Below are 24,886 nucleotides of genomic sequence, written 5' to 3' on the forward strand. Positions count from 1 at the left end.
TGTGAAAAACTTAATCAAAAGCTCTGTTATTTATTAAATCGCTATGAAAAAGGGATTTAAACATGAATACTTATAAATGTTTGCTATATTGCGCGATTTTGGAACAATAAGTTCCATTTAATCTTGAAATATATTAATAATGGGAGCAGAAAATTCAGAAAATGATACTTTTTTTGAAAGTGTCCAGCGCAACTTTGATAAAGCAGCGAAGTTGACGCGCTTTGATCACGGAATTTTAGAACAGATTAAGGCTTGTAACTCTATCCTTCGGGTGCGTTTTCCGGTAAAAATCGGAAATGACATTGAGGTTATCGAAGCATATAGAGTTCAGCATTCACATCACAAGTTACCTTGTAAAGGAGGTATTCGCTTTAGCTTGGAGGTTAATCAGGAAGAGGTAATGGCTCTAGCCTCTTTAATGACTTACAAGTGCGCTATTGTAAACGTTCCCTTTGGGGGCGCTAAGGGTGGAATAAAAATTAACTCGCGTAAATACACCGATTTTGAATTGGAAAATATTACACGTCGCTATACATCGGAGTTAGTCAAAAAGAATTTTATAGGTCCCGGTATTGATGTTCCTGCGCCAGATTATGGTACGAGCGCACGAGAGATGAGTTGGATCATGGATACATATACTTCTCTTAATCCAAATGATATCGACGCCGAAGCATGTGTCACGGGTAAACCAGTCTCACAGGGTGGCGTTCGTGGTAGGGCGGAAGCAACGGGTCTAGGTGTATTCTTCGGTGTTCGCGAGGCGTGTTCTTTTCAGGAGGATATGGAGAAAATCGGACTCACTGCAGGTATTGCAGGCAAACGGATTATTGTTCAGGGATTAGGAAACGTGGGGTATCACGCTGCGAAATATTTTCAGGCGGCGGGAGCGAAACTTGTTGGTTTGATTGAATACGATGGAGCGATCTATGACGAAAACGGGTTGGATGTGGATTTAGTACAAGCTCATAGAAAGACGACAGGAAGTATTCTTAATTTCCCCGGCGCTATTAATATTTCAGACCCCGCAGAAGGGTTGGAACAACCATGCGATATCCTTATTCCCGCAGCGTTGGAGAGTGTTATCCATAAGGACAATGCGGATCGTATTCAGGCCAAAATTGTGGGAGAAGCGGCTAACGGACCATTAACGGCGGATGCAGATGAGATCTTGAATAAAAAAGGTGTCCTGGTTATCCCCGATATTTATCTTAACGCAGGCGGCGTAACCGTTTCGTATTTTGAGTGGTTGAAGAATCTTAGTCATGTGCGTTATGGACGTTTAGAAAAGCGTTTCAGTGAAAATATGTATAAAGAGCTCATTGATATTATTGAGTCCACCACAGGAAAACGTGTATCGGATCTGGAGCGGAAAACTATTTTACGCGGGCCGGATGAAATAGATTTAGTGCATTCGGGATTGGAAGATACGATGATAGGTTCGTATCGTGAGATTCGGGATATTTATACCGGCCGAGAAGATGTAGAGAATTTACGCACAGCTGCGTTCCTCTGTGCTATCGAGAAGATCGGCGTAGCTTATGAAGAATTGGGAATTTTCCCTTAAATAATAACAGGTTGTTCGATGACAAAATATTTCATCTTAAATATTGTTTTAAATCTTGCTATTGCATTTTTAGTGTATAGTGGTATTATGTCTTTCCAATCCGGAAATCATCTTTTTTTATTTATCTCTATAGCCTTGTTAGTGGTGCTGATTTACCTAAAGGTGGTGTTATTGAAGATTGTGAAGAAGAGTGTCCGGGAGGGTACGAAACAACAACCGAAGAAAAAAAAATAGAGACGCAAGAATTGCGTCTCTATAATATTATAGCACGAGCTCTATTTGACAAAAGGTGGTTTTTTAACGACGGCTTTTACCGTTTGATTTCGAATGGATATATATATATCCGTTCCCTCTTTAGAAAAGGCTTTGTCTACGTATCCCAACCCGATTGATTTTTTCAGCGTTGGCGATTGCGTACCAGAGGTTACGCGCCCAATTTTATTGCCTTCGGCATCAACAATTTCATAGTCATGGCGCGGAATACCACGTTCCAGCATTTCGAAACCAACCAATTTCTGAGAACCCCCATTTTCTTTTTCAGCTTTTAAGTTGTCACTGTTTACAAAATCGTTGGTGAATTTTGTTACCCAGCCAAGACCAGCGGCGAATGGGGAGGTGTTTTCGTCAATGTCATTACCATAAAGACAAAAGCCCATTTCCAAACGTAATGTATCACGAGCCCCTAAGCCGATCGGTTTGATGCCATATGCTTCGCCCGCTTGGAAGATCGCATCCCATATCTTTTTCGCGTTTTCATTCGCTACATAAATTTCAAATCCTCCGGCACCCGTATAGCCCGTGGCAGATATCAATACGTTGTCAACGCCCGCGAATGTACCTTTTTTAAAAGTATAATATTCCATCTTCGCTAATTCAATATCAGTAAGTCCCTCTAAGGCTTCGGCAGCTTTCGGACCTTGAACCGCAAACAAGGAGGTTTTGTCAGAAATGTCCTGCATCTCCACATCATAGTCGTTGTAATTGCTGATCCATTTCCAATCTTTTTCTATGTTGGATGCATTAACGACTAATAGGTAGGTCTGTGCGTCAATACGATAAGTTAAAAAATCGTCAACGATTCCACCTGTTTCATTGGGTATATAGGCGTATTGTATCTTGCCATCATACAATTTGGAAACGTCATTGGAAGATATCTTTTGGATTAAATCCATCGCTTTTTCCCCTTTTAGGATAAACTCGCCCATATGGCTGACGTCGAATACGCCGACCGCAGTGCGAACGGTTTCGTGTTCGTCGTTAATTCCGGAATATTGGACGGGCATGTTAAACCCCGCAAAAGGCACCATTTTAGCCCCTAGAGCGACATGATGCTCGGCTAACGCTATGTTTTTGATCATGATATCTAAATTTTTTCAAACCTAACTAAAATGCTTTGCATTCACGAACCGAATTTTAAATGAGCTCATGCATGCTTCTAAAAGTAAATAAAAATGCATAATTCCTAAAAATATAAAATTATCCGGCATAATTTATTTCGTCCGCATTATAAACAAATAGGCCATGTTACAAGCCTGATATTTGTCGTACGCGCATAAATTCGGGAAGCGGAGGCGCTTCGATGTTAATTTCTTGCAGCGTCCGTGGATGCTTAAATGTTAGACCCCGTGCATGGAGCATCATCGTCTCCATAGCAAATTGTTCTTTCCAAAGCTTGTTTTGTTTATTGCAACCGTGCGGCCTATCTGCAATGATGGGATGGAAAATGTGGGCAAGGTGTTTACGAATTTGGTGCATCCTACCGGTCTGAGGCTTTACCTCTACGAACGAATAACGGGAAGTAGCGTGCTTTCCAAAAGGAATATTAATTTCCGTACGGGATATGGTTCGATAATGTGTCACAGCGTCTTGTAAGACACCATTCTCTTTGCGAAGGGGGTAATCAATAGTTCCTTCGTCATCGGTATAACCCCGCACAATAGCCCAATATATTTTTGATATTTGGTTATTAGCAAAGAGTTGTTGGGTGAGCGAGTCCATTTCCCTGTTTCTGGAGAAGAGTAGGACGCCCCCTGTTTTGCGATCTAGACGATGTGCTGGAAATACGATCTGCTGTATCTGATCACGCAAGAGTTGTAAGGCAAATTCAGAGACGTTGGCTGCTATAGACGACCGATGTACCAATAATCCATGTGGTTTATTAATAGCGATCAGGTCATCATCTTCATAGAGAATATCCAGCATTAGAGGCCCTCTTTTATCAATTTGGCTATCTCAGCTGCTTTTTCATCTATTTTAGGGCTGAGCCAGATGGTGCCAAACGCTCCCCCGCCGATGGTATTTTCCTGGTGACCCACATGTATTTTGGTGAGCGAAAAGAGGTAGTAGTTTTCTACCATAACATGGTTTCGCATGAATTGGTCGATTAAGGTATTTCCAAAAAGCTGTATACCAAAATCTATAGCCTGTTCGTTTTGTTCCCCCGCCTCTTGTTTAAGAAGCACTATGGCTTTTTCTCTAACTATCTTTTCGTGCTGCTCCTGTTTCGGATTGCTGAAAAAAGCGATAAGCATGAGTACAATCATACTTAGAGCGAATATTCTTGTTTTGCTCATATACTGCAAAAATAGCGATTAGTGTGCAATGATTCCTATTATCCATTCGCCGAAGATCCATAGCAGGTAAATAAAGAACATACATAAGGCAAGCAAAAAGACAAATAATGCGGTTAATATTCCTTTGGCGCTTCCCTCGTGTTTACCTTCATTATAGTGCTCCTTTAATATTTTGACGTTTCGTTGATTGGCTTTAAAAAAGAAATCGACAATATTTCCTAGAATAGGGATAGAGCCTAAAATAGCATCGAATATACTATTTAACAACATTTTGGTTGCTGCTTTAGAACTTACGCCGTTTCGAAACATCACTAGAACTAACAAAACGGATGTCGCAAAGGTGATGGTTTGTCCAAGAACGGGAAAGAAGTTTAATAGAGGATCAAGTCCGAAACGGAACCCGCCGATTTTGAACTTGTTATCCAATAGGGTGGAGACGCGCTCCACCCATCTTAGTTCTCGTATTCTTTTTTCTTTTTCAAAAGAAAGATTGTTTTTCATCCGGAGATATAAAACAGTTCTACTTTAAAAGAACTATAAAAAACTACAATAACTCAAAAACACCATCGATGTTACAGGTGAGCTTGATCGGGCGCACGTTGATATCGAGGTCTCCTCCCTCCGAGGATGCATCGGCTCCCATTTCTGCTTTTGCAGACATGGCGTACATGCGTGGAGTCGGCGAGATATCGTTCCAACCAAACGAACTGTTGTCGTTAATAACGAGTACTTTTCCGATTTTATCTCCGGTAGCCGTAGCGATAATCTCTGCATTGGTACGGGCGTCCTGTACTGCTGCTACTTTTAATTCTTTCTCAATCTGACGCTTTTGAGAGTGATCGTAGCCGTTTATCGAAGTGTTTTGTACCCCTTTGGGATCCACTTGATCCAACATGCTATTCAATCCGTTGAGATTAGACACTTTTATTCTATATTGTTTCGCTTGTAGTAACTGTTTGTTTTCCTTTTTCTTCGAACTGTCATAGTTGTAACTGTAAATGTTTTGGATGTTGAAATCCTCTTTTTTAACCCCGATAGCTAATGCAGCATCATAAAGTTGCTTTTCCAGTGTTTCGATATCGACTTTCTTTTTAACGTTGCCATCTACAAAGTATTCCCGTAAGGAAATGGAAATGTAAACGATATCAGGTGTGACCTCTTTTTCAGCATATCCTCTAGTGGATACTCTTCTACTGGATTCGAAATTATTGGTTTGTGCGTTGGACATGGATACCATACAGACTGCTAAAATTAAACCGATTATTTTTTTCATATTTTTTATCTTAATTGTTACTTAATACAAAATTGCATGCGTATTGTTTGACGATACTAGTTGCTTTTCGTTTAAAAGTGAAAATAAATAAAGAGACATTAGAAATTAATTTATACCTTTAGAAATAATACATAATAATACATTACAATAATGCAAGAAGGCGTAGTAAAATTTTTTAATGAAACCAAAGGTTTCGGTTTCATTATCCCTAACTCTGGCGAGAGTGAAATTTTTGTTCATGTGTCAGGATTAGTAGACAAAGTTCGTGAGAATGATCATGTATCTTACGAAGTAGAACAAGGCCGTAAAGGTCTTAATGCGGTAAATGTAAAGCTTATCTAATTTAGATTTCAAATATATTTATTGTGAAGGGCTGTTTTTCAAAGAGGAAAAACAGCTTCTTTTTTTAGAGATTTATTAAGAAAGCCAGACATTTTACTGTCTGGCTTTGCATTTATACGTTAGGGTTGTTCGTAAATGGGTTGTTTCCCGGAGTCGGCGGGAAGTTGCCAAATGGGTTGGGATCATCACCGCTTGCTTTTGGATCAGGGCCAAACTCGTTTGGTCCCTTGTCACCTTCTTTGATCATCAGATAAAGGAAATATAGGTTGACAATCGGAATAAAAGAGAAAATAATGTACCATGTGGGGCAACCCGTATCATGTAACCTACGTACGCCTACCGCTAGTGTAGGAATAAGTAGCGCAAGAGAGACCAACCCCAAAATACCATATACTAACCCGCCCAAAATAGAGCTGATATAGGAGAGTATACCTCCGACGATGCTGATAGCAACATAGATTAGCCAAACAAATAAAACGAACATCCAGAATTCTTTTCTGCGTGCCCGGCCGTCGAAATTAGCATAGTTTTCTTTTAGTGTTTTCAGAAACCAGTCCATAACAGTAGATTTTAAATAAAGTAAGTAAACGATTTTTGCCAGTTTAAAAATAGCAATAAAAATGTTACATCAAAATATTTAGTTAAATATTTCTTCTAGGATGTACATTGAGTTTACTTGACCGAAGTTTTCCGTATGAAGCCGGTAAAATTCGAGCACTTTTTCGAGGAGATACTTGCGATCGTTCTTATTTATTTTGATACCGTTTGATTTTTCGAAATCCGTTTGTAGCAAATGGTAAAAAATTGCGGTGTGTGGCTCTTGCAATACATGGGTATGTGCAGGGAGCCTATCGGTAAATACACCCTCTACTAAATTAAAATAAGCGTATTGTTGTTTATGATGATGTAGGGGTAAGAAGCCGAGGAAGCGGCTTAGCTTAATGAGGAAGATCAAGTGGAAATTTGACAGAGGCTTATCTGTCTTATCCAGCCATATAATAGACTGTTGCACGAAGTTAAAAAGAAAAGCATCCGGAGATTGATGACGGAGCACCTTATATAATATTTCGTTTAGGAATAAGGCTAATGATCCTTTTACGATGTCTAAGGGTATGTCGATTAGCAGCGGGCGTGGATAAGCTTCCTTTATACGCTGTAATCCGCTGCTCTCTTTATTATAAACCACGAGGTCCAGGAGATGTAAAGGCTGAAAGATATTCGCTGGAATACGTGCTTTCGGTTTTCTCGCCCCGTTGATGAGGTAAGACTGCATAGCGAACGTTTCTGTGAAAATATGGACAACAATACTGTTGTCGGTATAGTTGGTTGTTTTGAGCGCAATTCCTGGCGTTTTGTGAAGCATGTCAGATTAAAAAAACAAATATACGAAAGCGAAAATTATCTCGCGTTAGAAAACGCGATGTGGATTGTGGAAAACTTTTAAAAAAAACATTTCATTGCTTGCAATTCACAAATTAAATATGGATATTTGCAAACTCTTTGTGAAAAGAGCGATTTGGAGAAACAACATTAAAAATCAAATATCATGTCAAGAATTTGTGATTTAACAGGCAAGGCGGCATTAACAGGGAATAGCGTTTCACACTCAAACGTTAAAACGAAACGTAGGTTTTATCCTAATTTACAAACAAAACGTTTTTATATTCCAGAAGAAGACCGTTGGATTACGCTGAAAGTATCAACTTCGGCGATCAAAACGATTAACAAAAAAGGAATTTCAGCAGTAATCGATAAATTTATCAAAAAAGGATCTATTTAATCGTTACCGCCTGTTATCAAAATATTCATGAAATCTGTCCGTTTTTTTAACGGACAAAATAAAGTAAAATAATGGCAAAAAAGGGAAATAGGGTACAAGTAATCTTAGAGTGTACTGAGCACAAAGAAAGTGGTCTTCCGGGAATGTCTCGCTATATCACCACAAAGAACAAGAAAAATACAACAGAGCGTTTAGAGTTGAAAAAATTCAATCCGGTGCTTAGAAAAGTAACTGTTCATAAAGAAATTAAGTAATTAACTGTAGCGCGTTGACGCTCTTAAAAATATAAGATAATGGCAAAGAAATCGGTTGCATCATTACAAAAAGGAGGTGGTAAAGAGTTTACCAAGGTTGTCGTAACTACTAAGTCTGCCAAAACGGGAGCTTATACTTTCAAAGAAGGTATGGTTCACAACGACAAAGTGAAAGAGTTTGTAGCAGAAGCTGCAAAATAAGTTGCGCAGCAGCTGTACCTTTTTAAAGTTTTCTTTAAAAGACAAGAGAAGCCGTTTTGGTATGTACCGAAAGGGCTTTTTTAGTATATTTACCTATTACTTTTTTTTATTCCATGGGATTATTTGATTTTTTTAAAAAGAAGCAGGAAACAGTAGAGGCACAAGAAGCTTTAGATAAGGGTTTGGAAAAAACCAAAGAAGGGTTTTTCTCCAAGATAACCAAAGCCGTCGTCGGTAAATCGACCATCGATGATGAAGTTTTAGATAATCTCGAAGAGGTGCTCGTGATGTCGGATGTGGGCGTAACGACAACCCTGAAGATTGTCGATCGTATCCAACAACGTGTTGCGCGCGATAAATACGTGGGCACTGACGACTTAAATCGCCTACTAAAAGAAGAGATACAGGCACTGTTAGCGGAAAATAATAGTAATGACTTCGAAACGTTCGAATATGGTGTGCACAAACCTTATGTGATTATGGTTGTGGGCGTAAACGGCGTAGGAAAGACCACCACTATCGGTAAGCTTGCCCACCAGCTGAAAGAAGCGGGAAATAAAGTCGTATTAGGCGCTGCTGATACCTTCCGTGCTGCTGCTGTAGATCAGATTAAATTATGGGGTGAACGTGTTGATGTACGTGTTGTAGCCCAGCCGATGGGTTCGGATCCAGCTTCGGTTGCATACGATACGGTTAAATCGGCTGTAGCGAATGGCGATGATGTAGCCATTATTGATACAGCTGGACGCTTGCACAACAAAGTTGGTCTGATGAATGAGCTGACCAAAATCAAGAATGTGATGCAAAAGGTTGTGCCGGATGCTCCGCATGAAATCTTATTGGTACTAGATGCTTCAACCGGGCAAAATGCCATTGAGCAAGCCACTCAATTTACACAGGCGACCGATGTGAATGCGCTGGCGCTAACAAAATTGGATGGTACGGCAAAAGGGGGCGTAGTCATCGGTATTTCAGACCAGTTCAAGATTCCGGTAAAATATATTGGTGTGGGGGAGAAAATTGGCGATTTGCAATTATTTAATAAAAAGGATTTCGTCGATTCGTTGTTTAAGTAATTCCCTCTATAGGACCATCTTGATGGCAGAGGAGAGCAAAATAAGCTCATTTTATATGGTCGATTATATGGTATATAAAAATGAACTTTATTTAGGTTTGATTGCATAGAAGCACTATGCACCTGTGTAATCATAATGAATAGAAATGAGAACAAAAAATAGAAAGGTTGCTCCGCAAGTGAGCCGGCCGAGGGTGAATGTCGTGACGTTAGGATGCTCCAAGAATACGCACGATTCTGAAGTGTTAATGGGCCAACTGAAGGGCAACCAAATGGAAGTCGTTCACGAATCTTCCCATCTACAGACAAACGATATAGTCGTCATTAATACCTGCGGTTTTATTGATAATGCGAAACAGGAATCTATTGATACCATTTTACAATATTCCGCACTAAAGGAAGAAGGGAAGATAAATAAGGTTATCGTCACGGGTTGTTTATCTGAGCGCTACAAACCGGAGCTTCAATCTGAAATAACGAATGTCGACGCATATTTTGGAACAAATGACCTTCCGGAGTTGCTGACAACAATCGGTGCAGATTATCGCCATGAATTATTAGGAGAGCGCCTGTTGTCCACACCGGCTCACTATTCTTATTTTAAAATAGCAGAAGGTTGTAACCGTCCTTGTTCCTTTTGCGCTATCCCGTTGATGCGTGGCAAACACGTATCTAAATCCATAGACGACTTAGTGAAGGAGGCGAAGTTTTTGGCATCCAATGGAACGAAGGAATTGATCCTTATTGCGCAGGACCTTACCTATTACGGTTTGGATATTTACGGCAAACGTAACCTCGCAGATTTGTTGCGCTATCTATCTGATGTCGATGGAATCGAATGGATTCGTCTGCAATATGCTTATCCGTCAGGATTCCCTATGGATATCTTAGATGCGATAAATGAGCGATCGAATATCTGCAATTATTTGGATATGCCTTTACAGCATATTTCGGATGCTATGTTGAAGTCAATGCGTCGTGGAACAACCAAGCAAAAGCAGGTTGATCTCGTTAACCAAATACGGAATAAAGTACCTGATATTGCCTTACGCACAACCTTAATATGCGGTTATCCCGGAGAAACGGAACAAGACTTCCATGAAATGTTGGAATGGGTGGAAGAAACGCGGTTTGACCGTTTAGGTTGTTTTACCTATTCGCACGAAGAAAAAACACATGCCCATACCTTAGTAGACAATGTGCCGCAAGAGGAGAAAGAGTCACGTGTAGAGCAAGTCATGGAGATACAGCAGGGTATTTCGTACGAAATTAATCAACAAAAGATCGGACAGACATTTAAGGTTCTTGTGGATCGTGTGGACGGTGATTACTTTATCGGTCGCACAGAATACGATTCGCCGGAAGTGGATAACGAAGTGATGTTGGATGCGACAATGGACTATGTTCGTATTGGTGACTTTGTGGAGGTAAAAGTGGAACGGGCAGAGGATTTTGATCTATACGGGAAAGTGATTAAATAGGGTTTCGTCAAACGTTTGCTATAATTTCTGTATCCTCGCGGTAGCTTCGTGTAAAAATATGTAAATTGGTCGCTCAATCCGTAGATATTACGATACGAAAAGAGTTAGATGAAAGCAACATACATTGATTACAGTGATACCGGTAGTTTTTCGCAAACACTATTAGCCTATCTTGCCAACGATGAACAGTTAATGCCTTTTTTCGGGCAGCAGCCAACCTTAGCGGGATTCAAAAAACAGATAGTTGAGAAGAAGACCTTCCCGCACAGGAAATTATTAACCACCGTACTTCGTGAGCAATATGGGTCCCTTTTAGCGCAATCCCCAGAAGTGGAAGCTAACATTACCATGTTGGAGGATAAAAAGACGTTTACTGTCACCACAGGGCACCAACTCAACATATTCACCGGTCCGCTTTATTTTATTTTTAAGATTGTAACGGCTATACGGTTGGCTAAAGATCTAAAAGAAGCCTATCCGGAGTATTCATTTGTACCGGTCTATTGGATGGCTACCGAAGATCATGATTTTGCAGAAATCAATAACACGAAGGTATTTGGTAAGAAAATTATATGGGATACACCTGCCGTATCCGCTACGGGTCGGATGTCGACGCAGAATATTGCCGACACCGTGAAACAATATTGTGGCACGTTTGGATTATCCGCGAACGCGGATAAATTAAAAACGATTGTGGAGCATGCTTACCTTCAAAACCAGTCTCTTGCAGCGGCCACTAGGTATATGGTAAATGAGTTGTTCAAACCGTATGGATTGGTCATTATGGATGCAGATGCCAAAGCGTTAAAAAAGGTTTTTGCGCCAATAATCGCTTCCGATATTTTTGAAGAGAATAGTTTTAAAGCTATTGAAGACACATCTGGACAGCTAGAGAAGTTAGGCTATCACACCCAAGTGCAGGCAAGGGAAATCAATTTCTTTTACCTAACAGATGAATTTCGCGAGCGCATCGTGCGAACAGAAGATGGCCGATTTGAAGTATTGCACCGTGATCTTTATTTTTCGAAAGAGGAGTTAAGGGCAGAGATAGCACAACATCCTGAACGATTTAGTCCGAATGTCGTGATGCGACCCTTGTACCAGGAGCTTATCTTGCCAAATTTGGCATATATTGGTGGCGGGGCCGAGATCGTGTATTGGTTGCAATTGAAAGCTAACTTTGATTACTATCAAATTCCCTTTCCGATTCTCGTTCCGCGAAACTCCGCCATGATTACGGACGACAATGTAGCAGGAAAAATTTTTCGCTTGGATTTGACGTTCAAAAGTATATTTAAACCAACAAATGTGTTAAAGAATGAATTTGTTCGTCGCCAGACAAAACATCGGTTGAATTTGCGCGATGAATGGATGGAGTTTAATGCTATCTTCGGGAAAATTAAACTGCGGGCGCATAAAATTGATCCTAGTCTCGGTCCAAGTACGGAAGCGGTGAAAGCACGGTTAAAAAAAGCGATTAATAATTTAGAGAAAAAATTATTGAAAGCCGACAAGCATAATCATGAAGATGCACTGATACAGATCGAGCGCGTGAAAGATAAGCTATTTCCTGGCGACGGGTTACAGGAGCGCACAGAAAACTTTGCTTCTTTATATTTAAGACATGGGGATGATCTTATTCGAGATCTCGATAAATACTTCAACCCGCTGGATTTTAAATTTACGATTTTATATTAATAGCGTTTATGGAGTTCAATTGGAGAGAAAGTAATTTTTACAAATACTATACAGAGAAAGCCGAGCTCACCGAAGAGGTTTTTGAAGAATTAGAACCCTACTTTTCGTTTAAGGAAGTGGCTCACCATCATTATCTACTTCGGGAAGGAGAAGTGAGCCGTTACACGTTTTTTGTAGAATCGGGCCTGTTGCAGTCTTTTTCTTTGGATGAAAAAGGGGGCGAACATATCCTGCAGTTTGCGCCAGAAAACTGGATCGTATCAGATCGTGCAGGTCAATATTTTAACAAGCCCTCTGATTTTTATATTAAAGCAATAGAACCGTCCATTGTTGTCTTTATCCAGCAGGAGTTTATGGAAAAAGCATCTAAGCAAAGTAATGCATTTGCCTGCTTTATGGAAAGCTCGCTACAGCGGAATATTTACATGCAACAGCAACGCATAAATTCGTTATTGGCGATGACGGCAAAAGAACGCTATCTCCTGTTTATGGATATGTACCCGAGCTTGTTACAACGTGTCCCACAGTGGATGATTGCGTCTTATCTGGGTATTACGCCCGAAAGTCTGAGCCGTGTACGCCGTGAATTATTAATGGAGTCGGGGCGTAAGAAAGGAGATTAATAAAACACTTCTGCCAGCATACACCGCGCACTACCACCACCACCTCTTTCAATGGTGTCCAACGGGCTGTGTATAATCTGTCCCCAAGAATATAACAGGTTTAGCTGTTCCGTTGTAAAGTTGCGATATGCCTGCGAGCTCATCACAATACAGGGATCACCCGCGGTAGACTGTACTTCCAGTATATTTCCTGCAAAAGAGCCAACCTGCTCCTCCGATATATCGACAATCGTCTTTCCGCTTTCTTCTAACCGTTTAATCAAATTCCTTTTTTCATATTTATTATCGATGCTGTCCGTACACACGACAGCAAATTGTGTCCCTATGGACATCATCACATTGGTATGGTAGATGGGTTTACGCAGGCCGTCTACGGTTTGGTTCGCTTCAAAAATAAAGATTTCATACCCCATGTCAAGACAAAATTGATGAGCAATTCCTGCGTCAGCGCGTGGCGATAAAGCACAGTAAGCAATTCGGTTTACATGGTCCAGAACCAGGCTGCCTGTTCCCTCTAAAAAACGATTCTCTTTCTCAAAATCCGTATAGTCAATAATACTTTCAAACGTAAATCCTTGCTGTTGCAGTGCATGCACGTAATTCAACGTACGTTCCCGCCGTCTGTTTTCAGCAAACATCGGATAGAGAACTGCGGTTCGTTTATGAAATGAAACACAGTTGTTTGGAAAAATACTATCGGGCATATCATATTTTCCTTCATCTTGTATGACAAGCGTATTTATGTTATTTGTGTTGAGTGCATGTACAAAATTATCAAACTCCTTTTGAGCCTGTTGAGCAGATAGAGATGACAGTAAATCTTCTTGAAAATAATTGTTGATAGCTGTCTCTTCATTTTTTCGAAACTGGTAGGGCCGGACTAAAAGTAATGTATCTGTTGTTTGTAACATAGTGCCATAGCTTAATCACGATATAGCGGAAGCGTCGAACACCGCAAAAGTCCTTCCTGTTTGCCAATTTCATGATAAGGCACTTCCTCTACATGGAATCCTTGATCTCTAAGCCAATAATTAAGTCGATCGAATCGTCGCTCGGAGACGATTACTTTCTCTGAAATAGAAAATATGTTACTGTACATTTCATACATTTCGTCTGCTGTTATGGTAAATATGTTTTCGCCTCCGAAAAGTTTACGGATATCAAGGTAGTCCGTTGGATTCCGAAATCCACCGGGATAAATGATAGCCTTATCCTTGCCCACAGGTTGAAAGCAGCAATCCAGATGGAGAGCATTTTCCCTCGGGTTGGTCATCGATTTGATCAGATCGAATTCTTTCACCATTTTGTTGGGAAACATATCCCTTAGAAATTGTACCCCTCTCATATTCGTTCTCGCAGTATTTAAAGTCGAATAATCGTCACCTTTGTACGTACCTACAAAAAGATATTCATTCCATAGGATGACATCGCCACCCTCAATGTGCACCTCTTCTGGTGCTTCTATTAAATCGTGCGGGGCGATTTGTTTGATAATATGTTCAATTGCCCGCCATTCTTCTGCGCGATCCGGAAGGATATTCGCTTTTATGAAGTAATGATCTACGACAAAGCCAATGTCTCGCGAAAATATTTGATTTAAATCAGGTATTAACTCGGGACGATATACTTTTACACCATATCGTTCCAATACATCGTGAAAAGCAGATGTCTCGAAAATCATATCCGACTCTACGGGATAAGTGCCTGCTAATATATGTTCCAGAGACTTTGGATCGTAAGCCTCTTCTGCTTTCGGGGCCGGCCCGTTTTGGTTCGCAATACCTAATACGACAGCCCTTAATCTTCCCGTTTCATTTGTCACCTGGAGTTTTATCATAAGGGTCCTTTTTATTTACTACTGTCCTAAAGTTAAGCAATTTACGCAGTGCGGGCTAATTTTTATATCGAAATACATTATTGATAAGATTCTTGTAGAAAGGTTAATAATAATAAAAAGAAGGTAATCTTATTTTGATTTTCTTTTAAAAATGATGGTGTATTTAAAAAATCCCGCAAACGTATGTTATGCATATAGCACGATATCCAGGTTTCGGTTCCTATTAATTTCGATGATTAAATCGTATCTTTGCGGTCTCAAAATCATATGAACGTATCGCTCTAAAAAGTTCTAAATAAGATGGTTCAGGACGACGATACGGAAAAGTTAAGCGCAACATGAGCAACATATTTTATCAAGAAAAATTTCAGGATCGCCACAACGGCCCAAGGGCGAAAGAGGCACAAGAGATGTTAAGCTATTTGGGGATGCAGTCCTTGGATGAACTTATCGAGCAAGCAGTTCCAGGCCCGATTAGGTTGAAAAAATCGCTTTCCCTACCAGCGGCATTGAGCGAAAAGGCATATTTAGCCAAAATTCAGCGGATTGCAGATAAAAATAAGGTGTTCAAATCCTATATCGGACAAGGATATTCCGATGTGACGGTACCCGCGGTTATTCAACGCAATGTGCTGGAAAATCCGGGCTGGTATACGCAATATACACCTTATCAAGCAGAGATTGCTCAGGGGCGCTTACAAGCCCTGTTAAATTTTCAAACAGCAATTGCTGATCTGACTGGTCTTGAAATTGCGAATGCTTCCTTGTTAGACGAAGCTACGGCGGCTGCTGAAGCCATGTTTATGCTATACAGTGCATGTAAGAATAAAACCGCAAATGTATTTCTAGTGACGCCTAACATCTATCCGCAGACGTTGGACGTACTGCAAACGAGGGCGGTTCCGTTTGGCGTGGAGATACGGGTCGCTGATCTCGAGGAAAAAAACTTGACCGATAACGTATTTGCGACGCTTATCCAATATCCAGCAGCGGATGGTACGATTTTGGATTATGCCGCTTTTACTGCAGCAGCTCACGATAAGAATATCACGGTATGTGCCATTGCCGACTTGATGTCCTTGGCGTTATTAACTCCTCCGGGAGAATGGGGTGCCGATGTTGTTGTTGGAAACTCACAGCGTTTTGGTGTACCGATGGGATTCGGTGGACCACATGCCGCATTTTTTGCGACAAAAGAAGCGTACAAACGGAATATCCCAGGACGTATTATTGGCGTGACTTCTGATTCTAGCGGTAACTATGCGCTACGCATGGCATTGCAGACAAGGGAGCAGCATATCCGCCGTGATAAGGCTTCTTCAAATATCTGCACTGCGCAAGCCTTATTGGCGATTATGGCATCTTTTTACGCGGTGTATCATGGTCCGCAAGGGATAAAAAATATCGCAACACGGATCAATGATTTAACCAAGCTATTGGATAAGGCCTTGCAGGAACTTGGTTACGAGCAAGTCAACGAAACCTATTTTGATACCTTACGTATCGCAGTTGGTAATCATGTTGGTGCTTTGAAAGCGGAAGCTCTCAACAACGAACTGAATTTCTTTTACCATGAAGGAATAGTAGGTATTTCCCTTGATGAAACCACAACTTTTGAAGACGTGGAAACCATTGTAAAAGTTTTTGCTAAAATTAAAGGAAAATCTCGGAATGACATTGATTTACGTAGTCTGGCCGATCAATTAACGTCGTCTATTCCAGTGGAAGTCTTACGTATCTCTCCGTTTCTTACCCATTCTATTTTTAATAGTTATCATTCGGAGAGTGAAATGCTTCGGTATATCAAATCATTAGAATCCAAAGATCTATCGTTGTGCCATTCCATGATTCCATTGGGTTCTTGTACCATGAAGCTCAACGCGACGACCGAGATGTTACCGTTGACATGGGCACATTTTGGAGGACTACACCCGTTTGCTCCTGCCGACCAGACATCCGGCTATATGCAGCTTATCAACGAATTAAACGATTGGCTATCTGAAATCACCGGATTTGCAAAAATGTCTTTTCAACCAAATTCCGGTGCGCAAGGTGAATACGCTGGCCTAATGGTTATACGGGCTTATCATGAAAGTCGTGATGAAGGACATCGGAATGTGTGTTTGATCCCTGCTTCAGCGCATGGAACAAATCCTGCTTCTGCATCGATGGCCGGGCTGAAGGTGGTCGTGGTTAAATGCGATGATCATGGTAATATCGATGTAATGGATCTTCGGGCAAAAGCAGAAGAGCACGCTACAAACTTAAATTCCTTGATGGTAACTTATCCTTCAACCCATGGGGTTTTCGAGGAATCCATCATCGAAATATGTGAAATTATTCACCAAAACGGCGGACAGGTATATATGGATGGTGCGAATATGAATGCACAGGTAGGGTTGACCAGCCCCGGTTTTATCGGAGCAGATGTATGCCACTTAAACTTGCATAAGACCTTCTGTATTCCGCATGGCGGCGGCGGACCAGGTATGGGCCCAATTGGCGTAGCCGCACACTTAGTGCCGTTTTTACCTAACCATGAAGTCGTAGAAATATCCGGCGACCAAGGTATTTCTGCTGTATCAGCGGCCCCTTTTGGATCTGCATCTATCCTGACCATTTCGTATGCCTATATTGCGATGATGGGTGGCGACGGATTAACCGATGCGACAAAGATTGCGATCTTAAATGCGAATTACATCAAAGCGCGCTTGGAAAACCATTACCCTGTACTATATGTCGGCGCGAATGGTCGTTGTGCACATGAAATGATATTGGATTGTCGTGCATTTAAGAACGTAGGCATTGAAGTAGGTGATATCGCCAAGCGTTTAATGGACTATGGTTTCCATGCACCAACGGTTTCTTTTCCAGTAGCAGGGACACTGATGGTGGAGCCTACCGAATCGGAGTCCAAGGTAGAGTTGGATCGCTTTTGTGACGCGTTGATAGCCATCCGTTCTGAAATTGCTGCAATAGAAACTGGTGAGGTCGACCAAAAGGACAATGTGTTGAAACATGCACCGCATACGGCAGAGGTTGTTACTGCTGATGAATGGGGTCGACCATATAGCCGCCAAACGGCAGCTTATCCACTTCCATACGTAAAAGCGAATAAATTTTGGCCATCAGTAGGCCGGGTAAACGATTCACAAGGCGATAGAACATTGATTTGTTCATGTCCTTCTATCGAAGAATACGCCGAGGCATAGAACGAACTGCTATACTAGGAAACTTACACGCCACTCCTGCGATTTTATAATTGCAGGAGTTTTTTTATTTTAGATAAAATTTAACTCATGTATTATGCGTATTCCTAAAGTCCTGGCTTTTATTGGCTTGTTTGTTATATACGGTGGATTAACTTCTAAAGCACAAGGAATTCTTTTTGAGTTTGGGGAACGGAAGAATTTCAGTACCATGATAAACGACGTGTCGGAAGCCGAGACGTTAAAATGGATTGACGTGAATACCACCGATACGACTTGGTATCGCGATGGGGATATGCTCGTGTGCAAAGGATTACCAATTGGTGTGGTGCGCTCGGAAAAGATGTATCAAAATTTTATTATGCATGTAGAGTGGCGTCACATGGAGAAAGGAGGAAACTCAGGAATCTTTGTGTGGTGTGATGCACAACCGGAGAAACACAATAGGCTACCGAGTGGGGTAGAGGTGCAGATGTTGGAGCTGGATTGGGTAAATCAACATAAGCGTAATGGAGAAACGCCACCTGTTGCTTACGTACACGGTGAACTTTTTGGGGCAGGAAAAGTGACTACGGTGCCGGATAACCCCAGAGGGGTGCGGAGCAAATCGATGGAGAACAGGTGTTTGGGTGTTGGTGAATGGAACAAATATACGGTAGTTTGTGTTGACGGAACGATTAAACTTGCTGTTAACGGAAAATTTGTAAACGGTATACGCGAATCTTCTAAAAGAAAGGGATATTTATGCCTCGAATCGGAAGGAGCTCAAATAGCGTTTAGGAATCTACAGGTTATCGAATTGGACAATGGATACATCCTACCAGAGCACATCGTAGAGGAGCTTTAGGAATTGGAGCATTTATTGCTTTGTAGTGATGTAGAATGTAGGAGGCTCTGTTCACTAAAATATATTGATAAATAATGAAAAACATCTATATCTTGCTATTTGGCGGCGCCATTTTGCTGTCGTCCTGCGGCGGTGGAAAATATGCGGTAACAGAAAAAATTTATAAGGAGAAAGCAAAGGAATTTGCGGAATTATACCAAGAAGCGCCCGTTACAGGCCAGCTAGAAAAAGCGGCTGTTTCGGAAAAAGAATGGATAGCTTCGGTTAATTTTGGTGTTCGAAAACCGAATTACGTTGTTCTTCACCATACCGCGCAAAATTCTATTGAACAGACCGTCCGAACTTTTCATAACCAGAAAGTAGGGGTCAGTTCACATTATGTGATCGGGCGTGATGGGAAGGTGATACAGATGGTGAATGATTTGTATAGAGGACATCACGCGGGCGTAAGCAGGTGGGGAAACGATACGGATCTCAACTCCTCCTCCATTGGTATTGAATTGGACAATAACGGAACAACCGACCCTTGGCCGGATATTCAAATTAATGCATTGATTGGTTTACTACGCTATCTGAAAGAAACCTACAAAATTCCACAAGCCAATTTTATCGGACATATGGATGTTTCGCCTGGACGGAAGATCGACCCCTCCCGTTTTCCTTGGAAAACGTTGGCGGATCAAGGTTTTGGATATTGGTATGATGATCATCTGGAAACGCCACCGGAAAGCTTTGATCCTAAATTGGCATTACGGATTATAGGATATAATGTAAATAATCTGGACGCAGCTATCAAAGCATTTAAAACCCATTATATCCAAAAGGACACCACTACGGCTGTTCTAAATGCCGAAGAATTGAAAATTCTGTATGCTATCTTTAAAAAATATCTGTAGCGCTTCTTTGTTATACTGTTTTTACAAATTTTTCGTCGTAGTTTTCAATGTCAACGATATAATTGTTCTGTACCAGAAAGTCGAAAAGAGGCTTGGCCTCGTCGGCTACAGGCATGTTCTGCGAGGTAATAATCTGATTTGTTTTCTTATCTAGATAAGGATAAGCGTATAATTTTACATCTTTGCTGAACATTCCCGAAATATAAGAAAGCAACTCGTTGGTATACAATTCTTTATTGTAGTTGTGTGTGTTGAAAATATTCTTCAAGTTGGCGGTATTGGTCGCGATACCGACATGTTTGGGGTTGAAGGTCTGTATAAACTCTGCTAAGTGATTGTTGCGTCGGAAATTGGAAACCATGATGTTGTTTCCGGTTGAGCATAAATATTCCGCTCTTTCTGCGAAATAAGTAAGGTCTTCATTTGTGATCCGGTTTTCCTCATCCAGAACATTCCCCATCAGTACTTCAATTAAAACCACGGTATCCTCCGCGGTTGCTCCGGTATTTTTTTTGAACTGCTCTACGGCCAAGTTGAAAAGATCGAAGTTTGGGTTAGATTTCTGCCGGTACTTGGTACGTAGAATAATGATATTCTTTTTATATAGGTAATCCTTAATTTGTGCCGCATGGGCATCAGGTTTGAAAATAGCCGCTTGTGCAAACCCCTTGGCAATGAGATAAAGATTGAGTAATCTTTCGTTGGCTTGTTCAAACACAGGACCTGAAACTTTGACAAGATCGATTTCTACAGAACCGATAGATAGATTGTCGACCAAGGACTCAATCATGGTCTGTGGATCGTCGGCATAATAATATGCGGCAAAGATAAGATTGACGCCTAAAATACCCAGCACCTTACTTTGTAGGCGAGCGTCACTATCCAACAAACGGACGTGGATAACGATATCGTTAACTGGCCCATCTATTTCGTGCTGAAAGCGTATGCCGATCCAGCCATGCGGATCATTCGTTTTGGTGAAATTAAGTGTCGTAACGGTATTGGCAAAAGCAAAGAATTTTTTCGAGCTGTATTTTTCACTTTGTAAACGCTCCGTCAATAGATTAAATTCATGGGTGAGCATCTTCTTAACACGTGTACGACTCACGTAACGTCCCGATTCCTCTACGCCGTAAATGGCATCACTAAATGCCATGTCGTATGCGGACATTGTTTTTGCAATCGTTCCCGAAGCCGCTCCGGCACCAAAAAAATTACGAGCAACTTCTTGCCCTGCGCCGATTTCAGCAAAAGTGCCATAAATATCGGAATTGAGGTTAATTTTTAGCGCTTTCCGCTTCGTTTCAAAGATCTCTCTTGCCATAAAGCAAAGATACAAAATCTTGTTTGTTATTCGGTCTGGAAGGTTGTCCTAGAAATAAAATTGGGTTTTGCTAAAGCATATCCAATTTTTGAAAAGAATAAAACAAGGCAGAAGCGTGCAGGGCTTGACCTATTTTATTGTCAAAAAGAAACTGTTTAGCCTCTTCTATTTCCATAATCACAACTTCAATATCTTCCGAACTGTCCAGCTGTTGCTCTTGGATTTTCGTTCCCCCCCGGAGCGCATACGTGTATGTTAAATTTCCGCTCGTTGCCGGATTAGCATATAGCTTGCAGATGTATTCAATAGATGTAAAGGTATAACCCGTTTCTTCCAAAAGCTCCCGCCGGGCGGCTTCTATTGGCTCTTCTCCATCTTCGACAACCCCGGCTGGAAGTTCTACCATAATTTCGTTCGCTCCGTGCCGGTACTGACGGACAAATAACAACTGGCCGTCTTCGGTAAAGGCAACCATATTGACCCAAATAGGGTACTCTAACACATAATACTCGTCTTTAATATTCCCATTGGGCAGTTGTAGCTTATCAACACGTAACGTCGCCCAAGGACGTCGGATGATATATTTAGAATCTAATAAAGTCCATTTCTCCATCATCAATCTTTTATGATGTCGACCATAATACGCTTTACTTTATCCTCTAGTTTTGCGAGTACCTGTTCGTAAGCGTCTCTAGACACTAGATTCTCTTTGACAGAGCAGTAAAATTTAATTTTAGGCTCGGTACCCGATGGTCTTGCAGAGATGACATCGCCGTCCACGGTGATGAATTGAAGTACATCTGATTTCGGTAAATCTATTGCTATTTTTGCGCCATCGGCCAGTATATGTGCGGTACTTGTGGAATAGTCACGGATTTCTTTAACCTTTATACCACCTAATGATTGTGGCGGATTGGCGCGTAGATCTGCCATCATTTGCTTGATTTCATCAGCACCTGTTTTTCCTTTTTTGGTCAGTGATATCAGTTTTTCTTGATAGAAACCATAGTTCTCATAAAGCTCCAACAACACGTCGAATACTGTTTTGCTTTGTGTTTTGAAGTACGCGGCCATCTCCGCGATAAAAGCACAGGCATTTACGGCGTCTTTGTCCCGAACTAAATCGCCAACGAGGAAACCGTAACTTTCTTCACCACCAACCAAATAGTTTTCTTTTCCCTCCAGTTTCGTCATCACCTCGCCAATGAATTTAAAACCGGTCAGCGTTTCATAGTGATTCACACCGAAGCTATTGCCGATGTCGGTCATGAGGTTGGATGTGACGATGGTTTTCACGATAAAATCGTTATCCTGCAGATCGCCTTTTTCTTTTTTAGACGATAGCACATAATAAATGAGTAAGCTGCCAATCTGATTTCCATTTAATAACTGCATCTCACCTTTATGGTTCTTTACCGCTAAACCAACGCGGTCCGCGTCGGGATCGGTTGCCATGACAATGTCTGCATCCAGGGCTTGTCCCTTTTGTTTCGCCATCGTCATTGCCTCTTCCTCTTCAGGGTTGGGGTAAACGACCGTTGGGAAATTTCCGTCCGATTTGATTTGCTCTTCGACAACTTGTACATTCTTGAAACCCCATGCAGAAAGCATCTTGGGGACGATGATGCCGGTTCCATGAATAGGAGAAAAGACTATTTTTAGGTCTTTTTGAGCGGATACGGCTTCTGGATGTATACTTAGTTTTATGTTCTCGTTAATGTAGATTTTATCAAAATCTTCATCCACGAGGGTAATATGATTGTTGTCGCGTTCAAACTTAATATCATTTACGGATTGTATGGCGTTGACCTCATTGATTACGTTTTTATCATGAGGAGCCACCAGTTGTCCACCATCATTCCAGTATGCCTTGTATCCGTTGTACTCCTTTGGATTGTGTGAGGCCGTCAACATAACCCCACCCTGACAATTGAAATGTCGAACGGCAAAAGAAAGCATAGGGGTAGGACGGAGCTCTTTAAATAGATATACGTGGATACCATTTGCGGAGAACACATCGGCAACAAGATGACCCAATTCTTGCGAATTATTTCGACAATCATAACTTACCGCCACGCTGATTGTTTGATTTGGAAATTGTTTCTTCAGATAATTGGAGAGACCTTGTGTCGCTTTTCCGATAGTATATTTGTTAACTCGGTTTGACCCCACCCCCATAATGCCACGTAAGCCTCCTGTCCCGAATTCCAACTCCTTATAAAAAGCATCTAAAAGCTCTGTTTCTTGTTTGTTGTCAACAAGTTTCTGTACCTGTTCAATCGTATCGACGTCGTATTCTGTACTGAGCCATTGTTGAATACGGTTTGTTGTTTCGGAGTCTATATTATTCATTTTGTAAAATTATTCAAAACTTAAGATTTTTGTGTAAAAAAATTATTTAGGCATCACATCCCGCATACGCTCGGTCGAGCACAACGACATACCATTGATTCATATATTTCTTAACGTGAAAAATTAGATGCTCGTCTTTGGTTAAGATGATGCGGAACGTATCGCTTTCTAGTTGTTTGATTACGGCTAAGTCGGTATCACGCACACCGTTAAATTCTTGATCAAAAGTTGCGATTGTGGTTAGTTGGTGCGCCTGGGAAGTCGTATCGCAGAAAAAGCCCAACTTATCCCATTTTTCTTCTCCACAATCAAAAGCAGGAAGTTTTTCAAACGTTAGGACATAGTCATTTTCAAAGGTTGTATAGGGAAAATATTCAGGAACTGGTCTATTGAAATCGATACTGTCTACTTTCTGATAGGTATCAGCGACCCCTGGCCGGTAAATAATGTATAAACCTAGATCGGGGTGGATGAGCGCATTTGCTTTTTCCTGATCCTGCGTTAGATAGGCTCTTGCAAAACGGGTGATGACCTCGCTGATTCCACGCGTATCTTCTGGGAAAATCACTGTTGTCGACTTTATCGTGTCTTTGGTGTCTTCGTTTTTGTTATTTGAAGAGGTACAGGATGCCATTAAAACGACATAGCAGCATATAAAAATTAAACTATTTCTCATCGTTATATTTTATTCAAATGTGTAACCCACCCGTTAGTAGCGTGTTTTTACTTCTTTTTAGTAAGATTCTCAATAATCGTTTTCAATATTTGTCTAGTAGACGGATTCCTCCATTGTGCCAACATCTGTTGCACCGCATCTGTTTTACTTTCTCTGATGTCCTGTAGCAAACGTTGACGCATATTCAATTTTGTCGTTCCCCAAGCTTGCCGTTCAAATTGTGTCCATGATTTTGCTTTTCGCGTAGCAGCGGTTTGGATACGGTCTGCGGAGACAACTTCATCAATAAGACCGCTTTGTAGCCCCTCGGCAGGCGAAAAGAGTTTTCCATCAAGAAGATATCGATAGGCTTGGGCTTGGCCTAACCATAGACCGTAGAGATCAAAGATACTGGGCGGCACGATGAGACCGATGGGCACTTCATTTAACCCGATAACAAATGCACCTTCTGCCATGATACGATAATCGCAGCAAATGGCCAAAACGCAACCACCCGCAGGGGCATGTCCTGTAATGGAGGCAATGGTTGGTTTAGGAAAAGAAGCAAGCGTATATATTAAATCGATGAATGTTTCCCACAAATTTTCTATCTGTTCGTCATTGTATTCATATAACGTAATGAGATCAAGGCCCGCAGAGAAGAATCCTTCTTTACCGTGAAGAACAATGGCTTCCACTGCCGGGTCGTCCTGAGCGCGCCTTAATTCTCCTATTAATTCTTGCATCATTTCTAAGTGCATCGCATTGGATTTCCCCCGGTCAAGCCCCACGTATGTGATATGTTCGTTTGTCTGTGCTTTGATAAATTCGCCCATAACATTCTTTTATGCTATTTTATGGAAAATTACGTAAAAAACCATCAATATTATAAATAACCAAGT

Annotated in this window: 27 protein-coding genes; 13 read left to right on the forward strand and 14 right to left on the reverse strand. The window is 41.2% G+C overall.

The window, feature by feature from the left end; all coding sequences use genetic code 11:
* The first annotated feature begins 139 nt into the window (after window positions 1-139).
* A complete protein-coding gene (locus tag H8B17_RS01330; protein ID WP_190307378.1) occupies window positions 140-1,564 on the forward strand; it encodes a Glu/Leu/Phe/Val family dehydrogenase in 1,425 nt (474 codons plus the stop codon).
* 18 nt (window positions 1,565-1,582) lie between these two features.
* Window positions 1,583-1,798, forward strand: coding sequence for a DUF6358 family protein (locus H8B17_RS01335; protein ID WP_190307379.1), 216 nt, complete (start codon window positions 1,583-1,585; stop codon window positions 1,796-1,798).
* Window positions 1,799-1,839: 41 nt separating this feature from the next.
* On the opposite strand, the gene gcvT is transcribed toward H8B17_RS01335, so the two are convergent.
* From gcvT to H8B17_RS01360, 5 genes are all read right to left on the reverse strand, one after another.
* Entirely contained in the window at window positions 1,840-2,919 is a 1,080-nt protein-coding gene (gcvT, locus tag H8B17_RS01340) for a glycine cleavage system aminomethyltransferase GcvT (protein ID WP_190308294.1), read from the reverse strand.
* Window positions 2,920-3,088: 169 nt separating this feature from the next.
* Window positions 3,089-3,766: a pseudouridine synthase gene (locus H8B17_RS01345; RefSeq protein WP_190307380.1), complete on the reverse strand. Its 678-nt coding sequence runs from the start codon at window positions 3,764-3,766 to the stop codon at window positions 3,089-3,091.
* On the reverse strand, window positions 3,766-4,137 hold the full coding sequence (locus H8B17_RS01350; protein ID WP_190307381.1) for a DUF4359 domain-containing protein: 372 nt from the start codon (window positions 4,135-4,137) through the stop codon (window positions 3,766-3,768). The genes H8B17_RS01345 and H8B17_RS01350 overlap by 1 nt, the downstream gene beginning before the upstream one ends.
* A gap of 18 nt (window positions 4,138-4,155) precedes the next feature.
* On the reverse strand, window positions 4,156-4,638 hold the full coding sequence (locus H8B17_RS01355) for a DUF4112 domain-containing protein (RefSeq protein ID WP_190307382.1): 483 nt from the start codon (window positions 4,636-4,638) through the stop codon (window positions 4,156-4,158).
* Window positions 4,639-4,681: 43 nt separating this feature from the next.
* A complete protein-coding gene (locus tag H8B17_RS01360) occupies window positions 4,682-5,410 on the reverse strand; it encodes an SIMPL domain-containing protein (protein WP_190307383.1) in 729 nt (242 codons plus the stop codon).
* A 150-nt stretch (window positions 5,411-5,560) separates the two neighbouring features.
* On the opposite strand from H8B17_RS01360, the gene H8B17_RS01365 reads away from it, so the two are divergent.
* On the forward strand, window positions 5,561-5,752 hold the full coding sequence (locus tag H8B17_RS01365) for a cold-shock protein (protein WP_093364840.1): 192 nt from the start codon (window positions 5,561-5,563) through the stop codon (window positions 5,750-5,752).
* A 112-nt stretch (window positions 5,753-5,864) separates the two neighbouring features.
* Here the strand turns inward: H8B17_RS01365 and H8B17_RS01370 are convergent, their stop codons facing one another.
* On the reverse strand, window positions 5,865-6,311 hold the full coding sequence (locus H8B17_RS01370; protein WP_190307384.1) for a DUF805 domain-containing protein: 447 nt from the start codon (window positions 6,309-6,311) through the stop codon (window positions 5,865-5,867).
* A 78-nt stretch (window positions 6,312-6,389) separates the two neighbouring features.
* Complete coding sequence (gene recO / locus H8B17_RS01375) at window positions 6,390-7,115, reverse strand: DNA repair protein RecO (RefSeq protein WP_190307385.1); 726 nt, start codon at window positions 7,113-7,115, stop codon at window positions 6,390-6,392.
* Window positions 7,116-7,298: 183 nt separating this feature from the next.
* Here recO and rpmB point away from each other — a divergent pair, with 183 nt between their 5' ends.
* The 7 genes from rpmB (at window position 7,299) to H8B17_RS01410 (ending at window position 12,864) form a co-directional block, all read left to right on the forward strand.
* Entirely contained in the window at window positions 7,299-7,532 is a 234-nt protein-coding gene (gene rpmB / locus H8B17_RS01380; protein ID WP_190307386.1) for a 50S ribosomal protein L28, read from the forward strand.
* Between the two features lie 71 nt (window positions 7,533-7,603).
* A complete protein-coding gene (rpmG, locus tag H8B17_RS01385; protein WP_002998409.1) occupies window positions 7,604-7,786 on the forward strand; it encodes a 50S ribosomal protein L33 in 183 nt (60 codons plus the stop codon).
* Window positions 7,787-7,825: 39 nt separating this feature from the next.
* Window positions 7,826-7,987 (forward strand): DUF4295 domain-containing protein, encoded by a 162-nt coding sequence (locus H8B17_RS01390; protein WP_130142179.1) that lies wholly within the window; start codon window positions 7,826-7,828, stop codon window positions 7,985-7,987.
* A gap of 113 nt (window positions 7,988-8,100) precedes the next feature.
* Window positions 8,101-9,063, forward strand: coding sequence for a signal recognition particle-docking protein FtsY (ftsY, locus tag H8B17_RS01395; RefSeq protein WP_190307387.1), 963 nt, complete (start codon window positions 8,101-8,103; stop codon window positions 9,061-9,063).
* Between the two features lie 145 nt (window positions 9,064-9,208).
* A complete protein-coding gene (gene rimO, locus H8B17_RS01400) occupies window positions 9,209-10,543 on the forward strand; it encodes a 30S ribosomal protein S12 methylthiotransferase RimO (protein WP_190307388.1) in 1,335 nt (444 codons plus the stop codon).
* 108 nt (window positions 10,544-10,651) lie between these two features.
* Window positions 10,652-12,241, forward strand: a complete 1,590-nt coding sequence (gene bshC, locus H8B17_RS01405; RefSeq protein WP_190307389.1) for a bacillithiol biosynthesis cysteine-adding enzyme BshC — start codon at window positions 10,652-10,654, stop codon at window positions 12,239-12,241.
* Between the two features lie 8 nt (window positions 12,242-12,249).
* The gene (locus H8B17_RS01410) at window positions 12,250-12,864 is read left to right on the forward strand and encodes a Crp/Fnr family transcriptional regulator (RefSeq protein ID WP_190307390.1); all 615 of its coding nucleotides are present in this window, start codon (window positions 12,250-12,252) and stop codon (window positions 12,862-12,864) included.
* Here H8B17_RS01410 and ctlX read toward each other — a convergent pair.
* The gene (gene ctlX / locus H8B17_RS01415) at window positions 12,861-13,775 is read right to left on the reverse strand and encodes a citrulline utilization hydrolase CtlX (protein WP_190307391.1); all 915 of its coding nucleotides are present in this window, start codon (window positions 13,773-13,775) and stop codon (window positions 12,861-12,863) included. The two genes, H8B17_RS01410 and ctlX, sit on opposite strands and share 4 nt — an antisense overlap.
* Before the next feature lie 11 nt (window positions 13,776-13,786).
* Window positions 13,787-14,701, reverse strand: coding sequence for a dimethylarginine dimethylaminohydrolase family protein (locus tag H8B17_RS01420; RefSeq protein WP_190307392.1), 915 nt, complete (start codon window positions 14,699-14,701; stop codon window positions 13,787-13,789).
* A 338-nt stretch (window positions 14,702-15,039) separates the two neighbouring features.
* On the opposite strand from H8B17_RS01420, the gene gcvP reads away from it, so the two are divergent.
* From gcvP to H8B17_RS01435, 3 genes are all read left to right on the forward strand, one after another.
* Window positions 15,040-17,913 (forward strand): aminomethyl-transferring glycine dehydrogenase, encoded by a 2,874-nt coding sequence (gcvP, locus tag H8B17_RS01425; RefSeq protein ID WP_190307393.1) that lies wholly within the window; start codon window positions 15,040-15,042, stop codon window positions 17,911-17,913.
* A gap of 94 nt (window positions 17,914-18,007) precedes the next feature.
* Window positions 18,008-18,757, forward strand: coding sequence for a 3-keto-disaccharide hydrolase (locus H8B17_RS01430; protein WP_190307394.1), 750 nt, complete (start codon window positions 18,008-18,010; stop codon window positions 18,755-18,757).
* 74 nt (window positions 18,758-18,831) lie between these two features.
* Complete coding sequence (locus H8B17_RS01435; RefSeq protein WP_190307395.1) at window positions 18,832-19,653, forward strand: N-acetylmuramoyl-L-alanine amidase; 822 nt, start codon at window positions 18,832-18,834, stop codon at window positions 19,651-19,653.
* A 10-nt stretch (window positions 19,654-19,663) separates the two neighbouring features.
* Here the strand turns inward: H8B17_RS01435 and H8B17_RS01440 are convergent, their stop codons facing one another.
* The 5 genes from H8B17_RS01440 to H8B17_RS01460 form a co-directional block, all read right to left on the reverse strand.
* Entirely contained in the window at window positions 19,664-20,977 is a 1,314-nt protein-coding gene (locus tag H8B17_RS01440; protein WP_190307396.1) for a nicotinamide mononucleotide adenylyltransferase, read from the reverse strand.
* Window positions 20,978-21,047: 70 nt separating this feature from the next.
* Complete coding sequence (locus H8B17_RS01445) at window positions 21,048-21,590, reverse strand: NUDIX hydrolase (RefSeq protein ID WP_190308295.1); 543 nt, start codon at window positions 21,588-21,590, stop codon at window positions 21,048-21,050.
* 2 nt (window positions 21,591-21,592) lie between these two features.
* Window positions 21,593-23,329, reverse strand: coding sequence for a phospho-sugar mutase (locus H8B17_RS01450; RefSeq protein WP_190307397.1), 1,737 nt, complete (start codon window positions 23,327-23,329; stop codon window positions 21,593-21,595).
* A 46-nt stretch (window positions 23,330-23,375) separates the two neighbouring features.
* Window positions 23,376-24,005, reverse strand: a complete 630-nt coding sequence (locus H8B17_RS01455; protein WP_190307398.1) for a hypothetical protein — start codon at window positions 24,003-24,005, stop codon at window positions 23,376-23,378.
* Window positions 24,006-24,052: 47 nt separating this feature from the next.
* Entirely contained in the window at window positions 24,053-24,820 is a 768-nt protein-coding gene (locus H8B17_RS01460; protein WP_190307399.1) for an enoyl-CoA hydratase/isomerase family protein, read from the reverse strand.
* Window positions 24,821-24,886 lie beyond the last annotated feature (66 nt).

Source organism: Sphingobacterium arenae, from assembly GCF_014692505.1.
Taxonomy (GTDB): domain Bacteria; phylum Bacteroidota; class Bacteroidia; order Sphingobacteriales; family Sphingobacteriaceae; genus Sphingobacterium; species Sphingobacterium arenae.